Annotated in this window: 9 protein-coding genes, 1 tRNA gene and 4 pseudogenes; 10 read left to right on the top strand and 4 right to left on the bottom strand. The window is 57.9% G+C overall.

Features of this window, described 5'->3' with window-relative positions; genetic code table 11:
* The first annotated feature begins 231 nt into the window (after positions 1–231).
* The 3 genes from BKP54_RS34285 to BKP54_RS34275 all read left to right on the top strand — a co-directional run bounded on the left by BKP54_RS34285 (position 232) and on the right by BKP54_RS34275 (position 2,178).
* Entirely contained in the window at positions 232–570 is a 339-nt protein-coding gene (locus BKP54_RS34285; protein ID WP_025428225.1) for a hypothetical protein, read from the top strand.
* A 628-nt stretch (positions 571–1,198) separates the two neighbouring features.
* Positions 1,199–1,600 carry a cupin domain-containing protein gene (locus BKP54_RS34280; protein ID WP_057225106.1) on the top strand — a complete coding sequence of 134 codons (402 nt, stop codon included), beginning with the start codon at positions 1,199–1,201 and terminating at the stop codon, positions 1,598–1,600.
* Between the two features lie 134 nt (positions 1,601–1,734).
* Positions 1,735–2,178, top strand: a complete 444-nt coding sequence (locus BKP54_RS34275; RefSeq protein ID WP_025428223.1) for a carboxymuconolactone decarboxylase family protein — start codon at positions 1,735–1,737, stop codon at positions 2,176–2,178.
* Between the two features lie 290 nt (positions 2,179–2,468).
* On the opposite strand, the pseudogene BKP54_RS34270 reads toward BKP54_RS34275, so the two are convergent.
* Together BKP54_RS34270 and BKP54_RS34265 are read right to left on the bottom strand one after the other, a co-directional pair.
* A pseudogene (locus BKP54_RS34270) lies at positions 2,469–2,720 on the bottom strand (adenylate/guanylate cyclase domain-containing protein); the annotation flags it as partial.
* Between the two features lie 130 nt (positions 2,721–2,850).
* Entirely contained in the window at positions 2,851–3,621 is a 771-nt protein-coding gene (locus BKP54_RS34265; protein WP_025428221.1) for a glucose 1-dehydrogenase, read from the bottom strand.
* Between the two features lie 210 nt (positions 3,622–3,831).
* Here BKP54_RS34265 and BKP54_RS37425 point away from each other — a divergent pair.
* The 7 genes and pseudogenes from BKP54_RS37425 to BKP54_RS34235 form a co-directional block, all read left to right on the top strand.
* Positions 3,832–4,195: pseudogene (locus tag BKP54_RS37425) on the top strand (L-lactate permease); the annotation flags it as partial.
* Between the two features lie 357 nt (positions 4,196–4,552).
* Positions 4,553–5,209, top strand: a complete 657-nt coding sequence (locus tag BKP54_RS34260; protein ID WP_057225128.1) for a CBS domain-containing protein — start codon at positions 4,553–4,555, stop codon at positions 5,207–5,209.
* A gap of 225 nt (positions 5,210–5,434) precedes the next feature.
* Positions 5,435–7,864, top strand: a complete 2,430-nt coding sequence (locus BKP54_RS34255) for a phosphoketolase family protein (protein ID WP_057225130.1) — start codon at positions 5,435–5,437, stop codon at positions 7,862–7,864.
* Positions 7,865–7,959: 95 nt separating this feature from the next.
* Entirely contained in the window at positions 7,960–11,829 is a 3,870-nt protein-coding gene (locus BKP54_RS34250) for a glycosyl transferase (protein ID WP_084815660.1), read from the top strand.
* Between the two features lie 4 nt (positions 11,830–11,833).
* On the top strand, positions 11,834–13,153 hold the full coding sequence (locus tag BKP54_RS34245; RefSeq protein ID WP_057225110.1) for a glucoamylase family protein: 1,320 nt from the start codon (positions 11,834–11,836) through the stop codon (positions 13,151–13,153).
* 549 nt (positions 13,154–13,702) lie between these two features.
* Positions 13,703–14,577, top strand: a pseudogene (locus tag BKP54_RS34240) (SbmA/BacA-like family transporter); the annotation flags it as partial.
* A 510-nt stretch (positions 14,578–15,087) separates the two neighbouring features.
* On the top strand, positions 15,088–15,471 hold the full coding sequence (locus BKP54_RS34235) for a hypothetical protein (RefSeq protein ID WP_107028795.1): 384 nt from the start codon (positions 15,088–15,090) through the stop codon (positions 15,469–15,471).
* Between the two features lie 250 nt (positions 15,472–15,721).
* Here BKP54_RS34235 and BKP54_RS36985 read toward each other — a convergent pair.
* Together BKP54_RS36985 and BKP54_RS34230 are read right to left on the bottom strand one after the other, a co-directional pair.
* Positions 15,722–15,856: pseudogene (locus BKP54_RS36985) on the bottom strand (LysR family transcriptional regulator); the annotation flags it as partial.
* A 137-nt stretch (positions 15,857–15,993) separates the two neighbouring features.
* Positions 15,994–16,070, bottom strand: a tRNA-Met gene (locus tag BKP54_RS34230).
* Between the last annotated feature and the right edge of the window lie 43 nt (positions 16,071–16,113).

Below are 16,113 nucleotides of genomic sequence, written 5' to 3'. Positions count from 1 at the left end.
AAAACGACAAATCCCCATAGACCGGCAACCGCGCTTTCCATCCCGCGGGTTCTTTCACTGGAGGCTTTCGGACGCCGGCCCGAGCCAGGCCAACGCGTGGAGCGCCAGCATCCGAAACCCATCACACAAGCGGTCGTCCTATGCCTCGCAAGATTTATGGGGCCGGCACGGGTGATTTCCGACGCGTAGAGTGTAATCTGGCAAACCGTCCAGCACGTGGAGAGAGCGCCAATGCCCCGTTTTCTTGCCGTTTACACCATGAAGCCCGAAGACCTCGCCTCCTTTCGGAGGCTGCCCAAGGCCGAGCAGGACGCGATCGACGCCGTCGGCATAGAACAGTGGGCCGCGTGGGAGAACAGAAACGCCGCATCCATCCTTGATCGTGGTGGCATGGTCGGCAAGACGACGCGTATAACGAAGGACGGTGTCGCCAACGCCGTGAACCCCTTCTGCGGTTACCTTGTCGTCGAAGCGGAAACCATCGACGCTGCGGCACGGCTGTTCAAAGACCACCCGCACATCACCGTGTTTCCAGGTGACGGCGTAGATATCATGCCCTTTTTAACATGAACTCCTCCGGGTCAGCATCAGCCGTCGGCGGTTCCCCCATCTGAGGCGGCGGAGGCCGCGAACGGCAACTTATGGCAAGAAGCAATCGTTGGTGGCATTAGCTACATAATTCCTCAAACTCCGATGGTAGGACTCTGATAGATTGCCTCCGGCTGGCCAACGCCACGATCAGGATCTGGCCAGCCGACATGATCTGTTGGCCGAAGGCATCGCAGCTTCGATCGAAATCGTCCGCTTTTAGCGCATTCCCTCGCCCGTCGACGGCCGATGCGCAGGGCCGCAATTAAACGCGGTCAACGTCTCAAGACATTTGCCACAAGATCCCAGGAATGCGGAAGAAATTGATCTTCAAGTTCATATGCATAGGCAGCATTGGTGGCCTTCGCTACCGTAACTGCGTACGGTTCGTATCGGCTAGTTGGATTGCTAGGGCAAACTGGCGGAAGGTCTAGGACCACCTACCCCTTCGTCGAGAGCAAACATCGTGAGAACAGCGCCCTGGGGCGATCGCCCGTTGCGCGTGATCTGATTACGCATTGCAGCGCAATACCGTCCCGATCTCTTGCGGCCTTTCCCAGGCGATCTCTTTTTTTGTGCCGCGGTCGCCAGAACCACCAAGGAGACCAAAATGAAGTCCATCCTACGCACCATGCTCGTTTCGGCCATTATCGGCTTCGGGATCTTGCCAGTCGCGGCTGAAGACGGCGCAAAGGTCACGCCATTGATGTCCAAGGATTTGCAAGACTATCCGGGAAAAGAGGGACTGATGCTGTCCGTAGAGTATCAGCCAGGCGGCTCCTCACCCGTCCACCGACACGAAGCCCACGCATTCGTGTACGTGCTGGAGGGCTCGATCGTCATGCAGGTTAAGGGCGGCGAAGAAGTCACCGTTGCTCCTGGAGAAACCTACTACGAGGGCCCCTCCGATATTCACCTGGTCAGCCGGAACGCGAGCAAGACGAGCCCGGCCAAGTTCATCGTAGTCCTGCTCAAGAAGAAGGACACGCCCGCTGTTATTCCAGTGGAGTGATCGCGGCGAATATCGCGAAGCGGATCACCCCCATGGGACGACGGCCTGCTTCCCAAGTTCGTCACGTGCGAGCTCGCAACTGCACATTCGATGCATCTCACAGTCGATACTGATCAACGAGAAGGAAAGAGACCATGCAACCTCGTCAAAACGACTACTTCAAACTTGCGGAACCAGGCGTCAAACACCTCTTCGCGCTTGAGGGCGCTCTCAAAAACGGTCCGCTGGAGCCGAAACTGCTACACCTTGTCAAGTTGCGCGCATCACAAATCAATTCGTGTGTGTTCTGCATTCATCTGCACACCACAGAAGCCCTCAAAGACGGGGAAGAGCCCATGCGCCTCTATTTGCTGACGGGGTGGCGTGAGGCAACGCTTTACTCCCCGCGCGAGCGTGCTGCTCTCGCCTGGACGGAAGCGCTGACCAACCTCGCGCAGACTGGCGCTCCCGACGATGATTGGGCGCTGATTGAGGCTGCATTTACGGCAGAAGAGCGGTCCTGGTTGTCTCTTGCCATCGGTGCGATCAATCTTTGGAATCGGCTTCAGGTAGGGTTCAGGGCTACTCATCCCGCTTAACGGCTCAACGTGCGCCACTGACACGGCGTCTTTGTGGCGTGGCGGTCCGAGCCGCCGCGCCTTTCTTGTCGGTTCGAGCACGGAACGCATCATGAACCCCACGAGCCTCGAACCAACACTCGAAGAAATGCTGTATCGCATCAAGCAGCCGCGGGCATGGCAGCGCCTGTCGAAAACGAGAACCAGCCGGCGCATGAACTGCGCGCCATAGAGAGCGATCCGACCGAGGCCAGGGCCCCACCCGCTGATCCTGGCGCCAGCCGGTCCGCCGCCGCCAGCTCCACATCACTCCCGATCTTGACCCGGATCCGCTGGTCCTCGGTGACGGCGGCATTCCGTTCCGCCAGCCCACGCTGCAGCGAGACGGCGCATTCCACGGCGTCCACCACGCTGCCAAATTTGGCGCGCATCCCGTCGCCCATAAGCTTGAAAATCTGGCCGTGATGGCGGGCAATCTCCGGCTCAAACAGTTCCTTGCGTCCCGCACGAAGGCGCTCGAAACGACCGCCCTCAACAGCGCTTCTGGGGAACCCGCGTTTCATCCAACACTTCTACTGAACGCCCCAGGCAGTCCTTCGGTGCGATGTCCCATGTGAGCCCGATTGTTCGTGTGCCTCCCGCAAGTCGCTTGCAATGTGAGGGCCGTCGTCGAGGACAGCCCCACTCCCCACCTCAGGCGACGGACCATCCACCGTCCACCAGCAGGTTCGCGCCGGTGATTAGGCTCGCAGCTGGTGACGCAAGGAAGACCACGGCACCCACTACATCGTCGGTTTCACCGATCCGGCCGAGTGGAATGTGACCGAGCGTCGCTTGGCGATTGTCGGGATCGGATAGAAAAGGTGCGGTGCCATCGGTGTGGATGAAGGTCGGCGATACGGTATTTACCGTTACGTTGTAGCGCGCCCACTCGGCTGCAAGGCAGCGCGTCAGGTGATTAATCGCCGCCTTGCTCATGCAATAGATCGCCTCGCCGCGCAGTGCCACTGTACCGGCCTGCGAGCTGATGTTGATGATCCGGCCCTCTTTACGCTCGATCATGTGCCGACCTATTGCCTGCGTCATCAGAAAGGTGCCCTTGATGTTGACATCGAGTATCTGGTCAAGGTCCTTTTCCTCAACGAGTTCCGCGAGATTGCCCGGAGCCACTCCGACATTGTTGATGAGGACGTCGATCCGACCGAACGTTGTAAGGGCCGCATCCACTGCTTGTGCGATATGCGCCTTATTGGGAATGTCTAGCTCAACCGGGAGGACTTTGCCTCCGGCGCTCTCGAGTTCGCCAACCAGGCCAGCCGACGCCGCGATGTCGCGGACGCCCAGCACGATATCGGACCCTGCTGCGGCACAGGCAATTGCGCAAGCACGACCGATGCCACGGCTCGCTCCCGTCACGAACGTCACTTTGCCGTCAAGGCTGAAATCCGGCGCGTTCTTCTGCATTATGATACCTCCCTTGATAAAGCTCATTCATGGCAGCGTCGAAATGCGGATGCCAGACTTTCAACGCATGTTGCGGAGCATCCCTTGACCACGTCCGCAAGGGCCGACCATAGAAACTCTGCTCTTGAAGGGTTTCGAACCGCTGACCTTCGCTTCAGCGCGCTGCTTTGATTGGGTTCTCATCCGTAGCCAAGAAGTTTACAACAGAACCTGCTGGCGCTTGGGTTTGTCACACGATACTCTGGAACCGACGCGTCACTCGGGCTGGCCTTTGCCAAGACCGGGGTCCTTTATTCGTTCATCGGGGGCGCTCGTCAGCTCGCTCGGTGTCGCGCTGACGGGCTCCGACGCCTCGCCCAACGGCGTCCGCCAATAGCTCGGATGGGCAAAATGATCGACGCCCAGAGCACCGTGGTCGCGCCCACCGCCACCAAGATGTACGGACAGGAAGGGGACGACCCTCCGCTTCGTCTTCTTCCATAGCCTTGCACTTACTTACCTCGTTGGCGTGCTCGTGTTCAGCCAAGCAACAAGCTCTCCCGCATCGTGGAATCCGCATGCAGTCGCAGCGTGAAGATTCTACTTGCAGTGATTGCAATGGTTGCTTGCGCGAGCAACCATAACGACACCCCCGGCTCGAACTTTCCCACAAGGCAACGAACATCCTTGAAAATGGCACTGTCTGACAGGGTTTGGGATCGTCGTCGCAACGTGCGTAGGTTTGAAACGCATCTGGGCGATGATAGGCATGCTCGGATGGTTGCAGAGGCAGACGCCGGCCGCGCAGCCGGAAGAGGCCTCAGACGTTTCAAACGCAAACGCACGTCCAACGGGAAGCCGTGTCGAGCGGCTTGTCTCGTTTCTGCAATGGGTTTACTTTGTCGCCGCAATAGACGCGGATGCGCGCCAGTCACTTAGAGTTGGGACCGAAATGCTCGTCAAAGATGTCATGACATCGACGATCGTAAGCGTGTCGCCTGACAACAGTGTCAGACAGGCTGCCATGACCATGTTGAGCCATCATATAAGCGGCATTCCGGTCATTGACGGGGATGGGCATCTCCTCGGCATCATCAGCGAAGGTGACTTGATACGCAGAACGGAACTGGGTGGAGCAATGTTTGCCTCCGCTGAGGATTTGGCAGCGCCCGCCGAAGACAGAGCCAATGCGTATGTGAGGCGCAGCTCCTGGAGAGTTGCGGAGGCAATGACGCCTGCTCCAGTGACAATCGACGAAGATGCGTCACTTCTGCAGGCCGCAAGGCTGATGCAAAAGCACGGCGTCAAGCGCATACCCGTCATCAGACATGGCGAACTTGTCGGAATTGTCAGCCGAGCCGATTTGCTGCAGGCGATCGCCACAGCCAAACTGGATGGGACACCTTCAGGCGATGAAGCCATTCAGCGCAGTGTCATGGTTCGGCTCCGGGAAAACACTGGCCTCGAAGCGTTCGACATCAAGATCGCAGTAACCAACGGGATCGTGCATCTGTCTGGCGCCGTTGCGATACCCGAATGCAGGCGCGCTGCCCGTATCGTTGCCGAGAGCGTTCAGGGCGTCCAGGGGGTCGTCGATCATTTCACCTAAACCGACAAGGTGAGGTTTCTGAGATCGTCGGTCCGCACCGACTTTTGACGACAGCGCCGTCGTCGTTGCGTATGCGTCAGGCGAAATGCATTTGGCGTTTTCGCCGGACCGAGGCACTGCCTGTTTCCAATCGGGCTTGAAGCAGGCTCTGTCTGCATAAAAACGACTTCGCGACAATAAATCCGACTTCATAGGGAGACTTCGATGGCTTCGCATGAGACGGAAATGACCGGAAAAAATCAACCAACGAACCCACCTCTTTCAACGGAAGATCTTCGACTAATCGACGCTTACTGGCGGGCATCCAATTACCTGTCGGTAGGCCAGATATACTTGCTCGACAATCCGCTCCTGCGAGAACCGCTAAAACGCGAGCACATCAAACCACGCCTGCTCGGGCACTGGGGAACTTCTCCCGGCCTGAACATGCTCTACGTCCACCTGAACCGGGTGATCAAACGCGATAATCTCGACATGATCTACGTGATCGGCCCTGGCCACGGGGGGCCGTCCCTGGTCGCGCACGCCTATCTGGAAGGGACCTACAGCGAATTCTATCCGAATATTAGCCAGGACAGGGAGGGTATGCAACGGCTCTTCAAGCAGTTCAGCTTTCCCGGTGGCATTCCAAGTCACGTCGCACCTGAAACTCCGGGCAGTATCCACGAGGGCGGCGAACTGGGGTACGCTCTTAGCCATGCTTACGGGGCGGCATTCGACAATCCGGAGCTGATCGTTGCCTGTGTCGTGGGCGACGGCGAGGCGGAGACCGGCCCGTTGGCGACGGGGTGGCAGAGCAACAAATTTCTCAACCCGGCGCGCGATGGCTGCGTCCTGCCGATCCTTCACCTCAACGGGTACAAGATCGCCAACCCATGCTTTCTAGCTCGCATTCCCGAGGATGAACTGCGAAAATTCTTCGAAGGAATGGGCTATGAACCCTATTTCGTTGAGGGCCATAGCCCGGAGAACGTCCACCAACAACTGGCCGGCACGCTCGACACCATCGTGGCCAGGATCAAGCACATCTGGGCTGATGCGCGCACCAACGGCAATCTAAAGCGCCCGGCCTGGCCAATGATCGTCTTTCGCACGCCGAAGGGATGGACGTGTCCGAAAGAAATCGATGGCAAGAAATGCGAGGATTACTGGCGGGCACACCAAGTGCCGATGGGCGAGATGGATAAGCCAGAACATATCCGCATTCTCGAACAGTGGATGAAGAACTACCATCCTGAGGATCTGTTCGATGAAACGGGCAGGTTACTGCCCGAAATCGCTGCGTTGGCTCCGGCGGGCAACCGTCGAATGAGTGACAATCCGCATGCCAATGGCGGCCTGCGGCTTCGCAGCCTGAAGCTGCCTGCCTTCAGGGATTATGCCGTGGATGTTCCAAGCCCCGGTGCGACGACCGTTGAATCAGCGCGGGTGATGGGCAAATTCCTCCGCGACGTCATGAAGGCCAACATGGACAGCCAGAACTTCCGCCTGTTCAGCCCGGACGAAAACAATTCGAACCGATGGCAGGACGTGCTTGAGGTGACCGATCGCTGCTACATGGCCGAGATTTATGAGGACGACGATCATTTGTCGCCAGACGGTCGCGTCATGGAGGTCCTGAGCGAACATCAGTGCCAAGGGTGGCTGGAAGGCTACCTTCTCACCGGCCGCCATGGCTTCTTCTCCTGCTATGAAGCCTTCATCCATATAATAGACTCGATGTTCAACCAGCATGCCAAGTGGCTTAAAATCTGCAACGAGATCCCTTGGCGCAGGCCAATCGCTTCATTGAACTACTTTTTGAGTTCTCATGTCTGGCGACAGGACCACAACGGCTTCAGCCATCAGGATCCGGGTTTCATCGACCACGTCGTGAACAAGAAGGCCGACGTGATCCGGGTCTACCTTCCGCCGGACGCCAACACGCTTCTGTCGGTGACAGATCACTGCCTGCGAAGCCGCAACTACGTCAACGTCGTGATTGCTGGAAAGCAGCCTTCACCGCAATGGCTTACGATGCCCGAGGCGGTCAGGCATTGCAGCATGGGCGTGAGCATCTGGGACTGGGCCAGCAATGACAGGGGAAGCGAGCCCGATGTCGTAATGGCCTGCTGCGGTGACGTTCCTACCCTCGAGACGCTGGCGGCAGTCCAATTGATGCGCGAGCACCTGCCCGAGTTGAAGATACGTGTCGTCAACGTCGTGAACTTGATGAAGCTTCAGCCTCCCGAAGAACACCCGCACGGCTTGTCAGACGGGGACTTCGACGCGCTCTTTACCAGAGACAAGCCGATCATCTTCGCCTTCCACGGCTATCCATGGCTGATCCACCGGCTCACCTACAGGAGGGCCAACCATGGAAACCTGCATGTGCGCGGATACAAGGAGGAAGGAACGACGACAACCCCGTTCGATATGGTTGTCCTCAACGAGCTCGATCGCTTTCACCTCGTCGGCGATGTCATCGACAGACTTCCTCAGTTGGGTGCACGCGCCGCGTACTTTAAACAGGCCATTCAGGCGAAGCTCATTGAGCACCGTGAGTACATTCAGGAGCATGGCGACGACATGCCCTCGATCGTCGGATGGAAATGGGGCACGCAGCCACAACCTGACGTGACCCGGAAAACCTCGACTGAGGGAGACAATCTATGATGGGCCGGCGAAATGACCGGAAGTTCCGGCAGAGTTTTGCCGCACCACGATAGAACACTGCAATACCCGACGCATCTTGAAACGAGAATAGCGGCATGGGTTCGATCACTGGAAAGAGTTCATCGGCAGCTATCGGCACTCCGATCGATGGCCGTGCCGTGGCGTTGCTTTCCAACGGCGCGTACAGCGTCCTGCTGACATCCGCGGGTGCGGGTTATGGATCCTGGCGGGACATTGACGTCACTCGTTGGAGAGAGGACGGGACGCGCGATTGTTGGGGACAGTTCTGTTATGTTCGCGATCTCACGGACAAGAGCTACTTCTCCGCAGGCAAACAACCGGCTTTTCGCCTGGAGAATACCTACGAACACTCTTTTCGAGGCGATCGCGCTGAGTTCCGATGCTGCGCCGGAGACATCGTCGTTGCATGGTCAGTCTGCGTGGCGCCCGACAGCAACGCGGAGGTGAGACTGTTCGATGTTACTAATCAGGGTACCAAGCCCAGAGACCTGGAACTGACCAGCTACGCGGAAATCTGCCTGAACAATCGTCGCGCGGATTCGGCCCACCCCGCATTTGCCAAGCTCTTCATTGAGACCCGGTTCGATGCCAAAACCGGCGCATTATTTGCGCGCCGTCGCCCGCGTAGTCCCGAAGACGCGCCGCTCTGGGCAGTCCACGTTTCCGCCCTGAGTACGACAGCACTCGGCCCTCTTGAATTCGAGACAGATCGGCGAAGATTTTTGGGGAGAGGCCGCACGACGGCAAACCCGTTGGCTTTGTCTGACGAGGCAGCGCAACTCTCAGGAACGACGGGACCCGTGCTGGATCCGATCTTCTGTTTGAGACGGCGTGTCCGTGTCCCACCGGGCAGCACCGTACGCGTCGCATTCACAACCGGTGCTGCCGATAGCGCCGCTACGGCGATGGCAATCGCCGAGCGATACTCGAGTATCAGCGAAGCCGAAAACGCATTTTTGCAAGTCGGGGTGGCCCTCGATCAAACGTCTGTTGATCCGGACGTGACCGAAGGTGAGATAGATGTCGCTTACAGTCTGATAAACAACATCGTGTTTGCCAACCCGTCTGCCCGTCCGTCGGGCGCCGTTCTGGCGAAGCCGATGAGCAGAACCGCGCTGACGTCCAGGGGAATTCATAGCGATCCGCCGATCGTCGTCGTAACGCTTGAGGAAAACAGCGATGGCGCGTTGTTGGACGAAGTGCTGCGCGCGCACAGATTCATTTCGCGTCGAGGGCTCCGGTTCAATCTTGTTCTTGTCGATGGTCGTGATGCGCAAGCGTGTCTAGAACTGGCGGCGGCTCTCGCCGGACCACAGGCAGAGTTCCTTGGAAAGCCAGGTGGAATACATCTCGTGCCTGCGGCCACACTTTCAGAAATGGAAACAACCACCCTCGCCGCCGCGGCACGTGTCAGTCTTTCGAGCGGCAATGGCTCTCTGGGCGACCAACTCAAGAGCGGTCGGCGAATAGCGATATCGCACGAAGCATCACCCATAATCCGCCGCGCATCGATCCAGCGGTTCACCGAGGCGGACACGAACCTGCAGCATTGGAATGGTTTCGGTGGCTTCAGCGCTGACGGACGCGAATACGTCATCCACGTGAATGGCGCGAAAAAACAGACGCCGATGCCGTGGTGCAATGTGATCGCCAACCCGGAATTCGGCTGCCTGACCAGCGAGAGCGGCCTTGGCTACACCTGGGCAGGAAACAGCCAGCTAAATCGCCTGACGCCGTGGTCAAACGATCCGATTTCAGACCCGCCGGGCGAAGTCATCTATTTGCGTGACGAGGACAGCGCTGAGTATTGGACGCCGACGCCATTGCCATTGGGTGCCGGGGAAACCGCTACGGTCCGGCATGGACCAGGGTACAGCTGCTATGAGAGCGACATTGGGTCCCTGCATCAGGAATTGACGGTGCATGTCTCCTCCAAGGATCCCGTCAAGATCATTCGGCTTGAACTTCGAAACGGCGGCGATCGACCACGCCGACTGACGGCGACATACTACGTGGAATGGGTGCTTGGCTCGCTGCGTGAAGACGCAATCACGCACGTCCTGTGCGAACACGATCCTCGTTCCGGGGCAATTATCGCGAGAAATGCGTGGGAGGGGTGGTTTTCCGACAAACTTGCATTTGCAGGTGCGAACAGACCAATGCGTTCGGCTACCTGCAGTCGCTCGCAGTTCCTTGGCGCGCTCGGCTCGATAACCCGACCAGCATGGCTGGCGGACCAAACTCAGGAAGACGATCTCCATTCGCCCTGTGATCCGTGCGCCGCATTGACGGTGGAAGTCTTGATCGCGCCGAATGAAAGTTCGCAGGTCGTCTTTGTTCTTGGACAGGGCGACAGTCTCGATCAGGTTCGAGCTCTCATGGGGGATTATTGTCGACCGAGACGGGCGCAAGATGATCTGGATATCGCATCGCGTAAGTGGGCCGACATTCTTGAAACGATAGCAGTCAGGACGCCTGATAACCGTTTCGATCTAATGATGAACCACTGGCTGCTGTATCAGGTTCTTTCCTGTCGTGTTTGGGCACGCTCGGCATTCTATCAGTCCGGAGGCGCCTACGGCTTTCGTGATCAACTCCAAGACGTGATGGCTCTGGTATACGCCGCTCCGAGCGAAACACGTTTGCAGATTTTGCGTGCGTCCTCTCGTCAGTTCTGGGAGGGAGACGTCCAGCATTGGTGGCATCCTCCATCGGGTGTGGGCGTGCGCACCCGGATGACCGACGATCTCTACTTCCTCCCGCTCGTGGCTCATCACTACGTTTCGACGACGGGCGATGCCAGTGTGTTGGACGAGGTGGTACCGTACATCACATCGCCGGTGCTCAACGATGATGAACACGAAGCATACGGCGAGCCCGGCGTCAGCGAGAAGGTGGGCACCGTCTATGATCATTGTCTTCGCGCATTACACCATGGGTTCCGTCTCGGTCGCCACGGGTTACCGCTCATGGGGACTGGCGACTGGAACGACGGAATGAATCGGGTCGGCTCTGACGGCAAGGGTGAGAGTGTCTGGAACGGATGGTTCTTCCTGACGGTGCTGAACGCCTTCTCCGAAATTGCAGATGAACGCGGTGACGACATAAACGCGTCATGGTGCAGGGAAAGCGCCGAACAGTTGCGAATGGCCCTGGAGGCCAATGCATGGGACGGAGCATGGTATCGACGCGCCTATTTCGATGACGGTACTCCACTTGGCTCCTCCCGGAACGACGAGTGTCAGATCGATGCCATTCCGCAGGCATGGGCGGTCATCTCAGGCGTTGCCAACGAAGAGCGCGCTTCAAAGGCAATGTCGGCGGTCTGGGATCGGCTCGTTCGCGCGGACGACAAGCTCATCCAATTGTTTGATCCGCCATTCGACAAGGGAAAGCTGCAGCCAGGTTATATAAAAGGTTACGTCCCCGGAATACGCGAAAATGGAGGCCAGTATACGCATGCCGCAGCATGGGTGGTGCTCGCGACCGCATTGCGCGGCGACGGCGACCGCGCCTTTTGGCTTTGGAACTTGATCAACCCGATTACTCATGGCCTGTCGGAAGAAGACGTCCAACGCTACATGGTCGAACCCTATGTCGTCAGCGCAGATGTCTACGGCGCAGCCCCGCATACCGGACGCGGTGGCTGGACCTGGTACACAGGATCCGCCGCTTGGCTCTATCGTGTCGGGCTCGAAGCTCTTTTGGGCATTCGACGCGAGGGGCAGCATCTGTCGATCGATCCGTGCATCCCCAAGAGCTGGCCCGGTTACGAACTTGATTTCAGGCTCGGATCGGCCACGTATCGCCTCAAGGTGGATAACGCAGCGGGCACAGGCCGAGGTGTACGCGCGCTGGTGATGGACGGCAGGCAGTTCACTGGCGGAAAGGTGCCGTTTGTCGACGACGGTCGTGTCCACGACGTCCAAGTCGCCCTTGGATAACGATATGTCCGAGCTGCTGTCGACCGATCCGGAACTTCACCGAATGCCGAGCGAGCAGGATCTCGGTCGGCTGCAGTTTACGACGCTCCTTTACTACCTGCATTGCACTAACCCGGACAACGGGTTGGTGCGAGACAAGACAGCGCCCGACGCCCCAGCAAGCATAGCTGCGGTTGGCATGGCGCTCGCGACAATTCCAGTCGTGGTGGAACGCGGGATCATCATCCGCCAGTTCGCTGCAAAGATCGCCCGACGTCGGTTAGAATTCCTGTTGTCGTGCCCGCAGGGCCAGGAGCCGGACGCCTCGGGTTACAAGGGCTTCTTCTACCACTTTCTCGACATCGAGAGCGGCCGTCGGGTGTGGCAATGTGAACTCTCCACGATCGACTCGGCGTTTCTTTTCGCCGGGGCACTCACTGTGGGAGCCTACTTTGACGGCGCCGACGCAGACGAGGTTGAAGTTCGCCGCCTGGCTAAAGCGCTTTACGAGCGAGCCGACTGGGGTTGGGCTTGCGATCACGGGCTCACGCTCACGCACGGTTGGAGGCCAGAGAGCGGTTTTATCCCTTATCGTTGGCGCGGATACGACGAGGGCCTCCTGCTCTACATCCTCGGACTTGGCTCGCCCACATACCCGTTACCTTCGGAATCTTATGCCGCCTACACCGAGAGTTATGAATGGCGAAACATCTACGGCCGAGAGCTACTCTATTCAGGCCCACTTTTCACTCATCAGCTGTCACACATGTGGATCGATTTTCGGGGCATTCGCGACGATTTCATGCGGGATCATAACAGCGACTACTTTCTAAACAGCCGCAGCGCCACCTTTGTCCATCAGGAATACGCGATGCGCAACCCGAAGAACTATGCAGGCTACGGAGAGCATTGTTGGGGTTTTACGGCGAGCGACGGTCCAGGTTGGGTGACAAAAAGTGTGAATGGGATTGAGCGTGAATTTTACGACTACATAGCGCGCGGCGCCCCCTTTGGGCCGGACGACGGGACGGTATGTCCTTGGGTAGTGGTGGCTTCGCTACCATTTGCACCCGAGATCGTCGTTCCTACCGTGAGACATTTCGCGCAAATGGAACTAGGGATGACCCGTCTCTATGGATTTAAACCGTCCTTCAATTCGTCGTTTCCTATCGAGGGAAAGCCGACCGAGCCGTGGGTCAGTCCATTTCACTTCGGCATCGATCAGGGTCCTGTCGTGCTCATGATCGAAAATTTCAGGACCGGCCTGATCTGGAATATCATGCGACAGTGTCAACCCATTGTCAGGGGTCTGCGTAAAGCAGGTTTCTCGGGAGGATGGTTATAGAATGTTGGCGCCCCGTTGCTTTCGGCGAGGCATTTCTGACAGCCGAGCGCAAGTGTGGCCCGCCCTTCGCCCCGCTGTCGGCGCGTTGAAACTTGCAGCTCGCCTCGACGTGGCTGGCATTCGCCGCCGAGTGCAGCATATCGCGTCCGCTATGCGCCGCTGCGACTACTGTACACCGCGAAACACGCTGGCTGATCCGGATGGTGCTGCCGCTGGATCTGCTCGGCGAAGACAGCGCCCAAACCCATGACGACGGCCCTATTGCCTCGGTGAAAAAAAGCGGGCTGACGGCACATCGCAAGACGACGGCGCCACGTTGCTCAAGCGATGCCGTGTCAGGCGGTCATCGAAGGTGGGTTGAAGATCCACGGGAAAAATGGGTCCGCAAGGCTTGTGCAACGACATCGAGGTCGAGTGCGTGAAGGCAGAGAATGCATGACCATCGATCATCCGGGTTGGCGCCGGACGTTTTCGCTATCTGGCTGTTGCGGTCGCCAACCGGGAGCTTCTTGACGGTATCGGCCCGTTTGAGCGGGCAAGGGGACGGATATGGAACAGCAGCAAATTCCGCTCAAGGTAACCGTAGCTAGCTTCAACGCACCATAAGGATTTTTGCGGGCTCCGAGGTCGGGCTCAAAGCAAAGCTCATGTTCGGCGGCCTGATAATGCTGCTATGCGGGCTAAGCGCTCTTAACGTTGTGAATAACTACGTCGGACGAAACTTCATGACTGCCATCGCCGAACGCCAGATGGCCGAGTTCATACGGCAGGCGATTTTTTACATCGCTGTTTTCGCCGTTCTCACCGTCGTCGGTGTCCTTGCCCGATTTGCCGAAGAACGACTGGCGTTGCTCTGGCGCGATTTCCTTACCCGCCGCATTGTCAATCTCTATCTGGATGACGAGACTTGCTATCGTCTGGACGTCTCCGGGAGACTTACTCATCCGGACCAGCGAATAGCCGATGACGTGCGCGCGTTCACCGTCACCACACTCTCTTTCGTCATTATGCTGTTCAGCAGCACGCTCACCGTGGTGACCTTTTCCGGCGTGCTGTGGACGATCCGCCCGCTGCTTTTTGGCGTGGCTGTCCTTTATGCGGCGTGCGGCTCGTACATGACGATCGCCCTGGGGCGGCCCCTAATTTCTCTGAACTACGATCGGCTCGATAAGGAGGCCACCTTCCGGTCTGGACTCATTCACGTTCGCGAAAACGCTGAGTCCATCATGCTAACGCGTGGTGAGAAGCGACAGAAAGTAAGGGTGCTGCATAGGCTTGACGATCTGATCGCAAACATACGCCGCATTACTGCCGTCAACCGCAACCTGGGATTCTTTACCGGCGGCTACAACTGGATGATTCAAATCGTGCCGGACTTAATCATCGCGCCGGCATTCATAAGAGGAGACATTGAGTTCGGTGTGTCAGGCGAAATGAGAAATTGACCCCCCCTAACGAATTGAAGAACTGACCCCTCGTGTCACAACGAGGAGAGATGGATGACGATCGAGATTTCATCGCATCCTGCATTGTCGCGAACGATGCAGGGCGGGGATATGCTTCAGGCTGATGAGGTGGTGGCGATGTTGCGGCCGTGGTCTCTCGTCTGAGCTCTCTGCATGAGGAGATCTCAAGGTCCCATGAAATAGAATCGGGAATCGAGTTCTTTGAACGGGACGGGCCCCTGATGTGCGAAGGGCTGACTTTAGCCTCAACGACGGACGCAGAGTCCCCTCTTCTGAGGGACTTGTCGGTATCGATTCCGGTCGGGATCCGGGTATTGATAACTGGCTCCAGCCACGAACCAGGTGCGGCGTTGTTCAGGGCGATGGCTCAGATTCCGACCCCGGGTACCGGGCGCATCGTTCGCCCCGCTGGCACCCTCTTTCTATCGCAACGGCCATACCTGCCATCCGGTCCCCTTCGTTGACGTATTGATCACCCCTGAAAAAGAAGGCGAAATCTCGGATCACCTCTTACTCAGCACGTTGCATGACCTTGGGCTCGAACGGGTCGCGAACCAAGTGGGCGGGCTAGATGCCGAGCGCGATTGGGAAAAGGAACTGTCCCTGAGAGAACAGCAGCTTTTAGGCCTTGCGAATATTCTTCTCTCAGCGCCGCGCTTCGTCGTCCTGGATCAAGCTGAGATGACATTGGGGCCTGCTTTGCTCGAAAAGATAATGCATCTGCTGTCCGAGCGTTCGATCACCTGCATCCACTTCGGAAGAGCCGAAGGTGATCGTGCATCATATCAAGCCGTCCTCGAGTACGGTGTCGATGGTCAGTGGACATGGTCAATTGGTGAACACGCTTCCTAGACGAACCACAGTGCCGCGCGAGCACACTGTCCCCACCAGCGCACGAACAGCACAGTACGCGCGGCATCAGACGCAGCAAGTCGCCGCGAACCGATGCATAATTGCGCCCGATTCGCTTGCTTCGGGGCACTTTGCGATCGTGGACCCTGTCGGTCGTGCGATCCTCTTGCCTCTCTTCGCTTGTCTCGCCACCAACGACAGGGCAATCTGCGCCAGCATCCTAGGGACGAGATCGATCGGATCATTCCCCTCACCTCCCCGCCCTGACCAGCGACCTTGCGATATCAATTATGTGGTCTCTCGCTGCTGTCGGATCATCCTTGGACTATGCGACACCGAGCCCGATCCTGAAGTCGACGCCCTCGTAGGCGATGCGATCGTAGGCATGTTGTGCTTGCGATGCAGACAGCCTGCATGACCTCATCCTTGATCAAGGCCGCGAACCGGTCATTCCGTCGCGCCGTTACGAGACAAACAAAAAGCCCGCGGACCTTTCGGTCTCGCGGGCTTTTTTTTTTGATTTGGTTGCGGGGGCAGGATTTGAACCTGCGGCCTTCAGGTTATGAGCCTGACGAGCTACCGGGCTGCTCCACCCCGCGCCATCTCGGTAAACCGCTATGCGGTTTATCCGGTGCGTAAACC

This window comes from Ensifer sp. 1H6 (assembly GCF_001976035.1).
GTDB classification, from domain to species: Bacteria; Pseudomonadota; Alphaproteobacteria; order Rhizobiales; family Rhizobiaceae; genus Ensifer; species Ensifer canadensis.
This window is presented reverse-complemented; position numbering and strand designations above follow the sequence as displayed.

Bases quoted from the DNA above. Each gene is read 5' to 3' on its own strand.
- BKP54_RS34285 (WP_025428225.1), top strand. From the start codon at position 232: ATGCCCCGTTTTCTTGCCGTTTACACCATGAAGCCCGAAGACCTCGCC.
- BKP54_RS34280 (WP_057225106.1), top strand. From the start codon at position 1,199: ATGAAGTCCATCCTACGCACCATGCTCGTTTCGGCCATTATCGGCTTC.
- BKP54_RS34275 (WP_025428223.1), top strand. From the start codon at position 1,735: ATGCAACCTCGTCAAAACGACTACTTCAAACTTGCGGAACCAGGCGTC.
- BKP54_RS34265 (WP_025428221.1), bottom strand. From the start codon at position 3,621: ATGCAGAAGAACGCGCCGGATTTCAGCCTTGACGGCAAAGTGACGTTC.
- BKP54_RS34260 (WP_057225128.1), top strand. From the start codon at position 4,553: ATGCTCGTCAAAGATGTCATGACATCGACGATCGTAAGCGTGTCGCCT.
- BKP54_RS34255 (WP_057225130.1), top strand. From the start codon at position 5,435: ATGACCGGAAAAAATCAACCAACGAACCCACCTCTTTCAACGGAAGAT.
- BKP54_RS34250 (WP_084815660.1), top strand. From the start codon at position 7,960: ATGGGTTCGATCACTGGAAAGAGTTCATCGGCAGCTATCGGCACTCCG.
- BKP54_RS34245 (WP_057225110.1), top strand. From the start codon at position 11,834: ATGTCCGAGCTGCTGTCGACCGATCCGGAACTTCACCGAATGCCGAGC.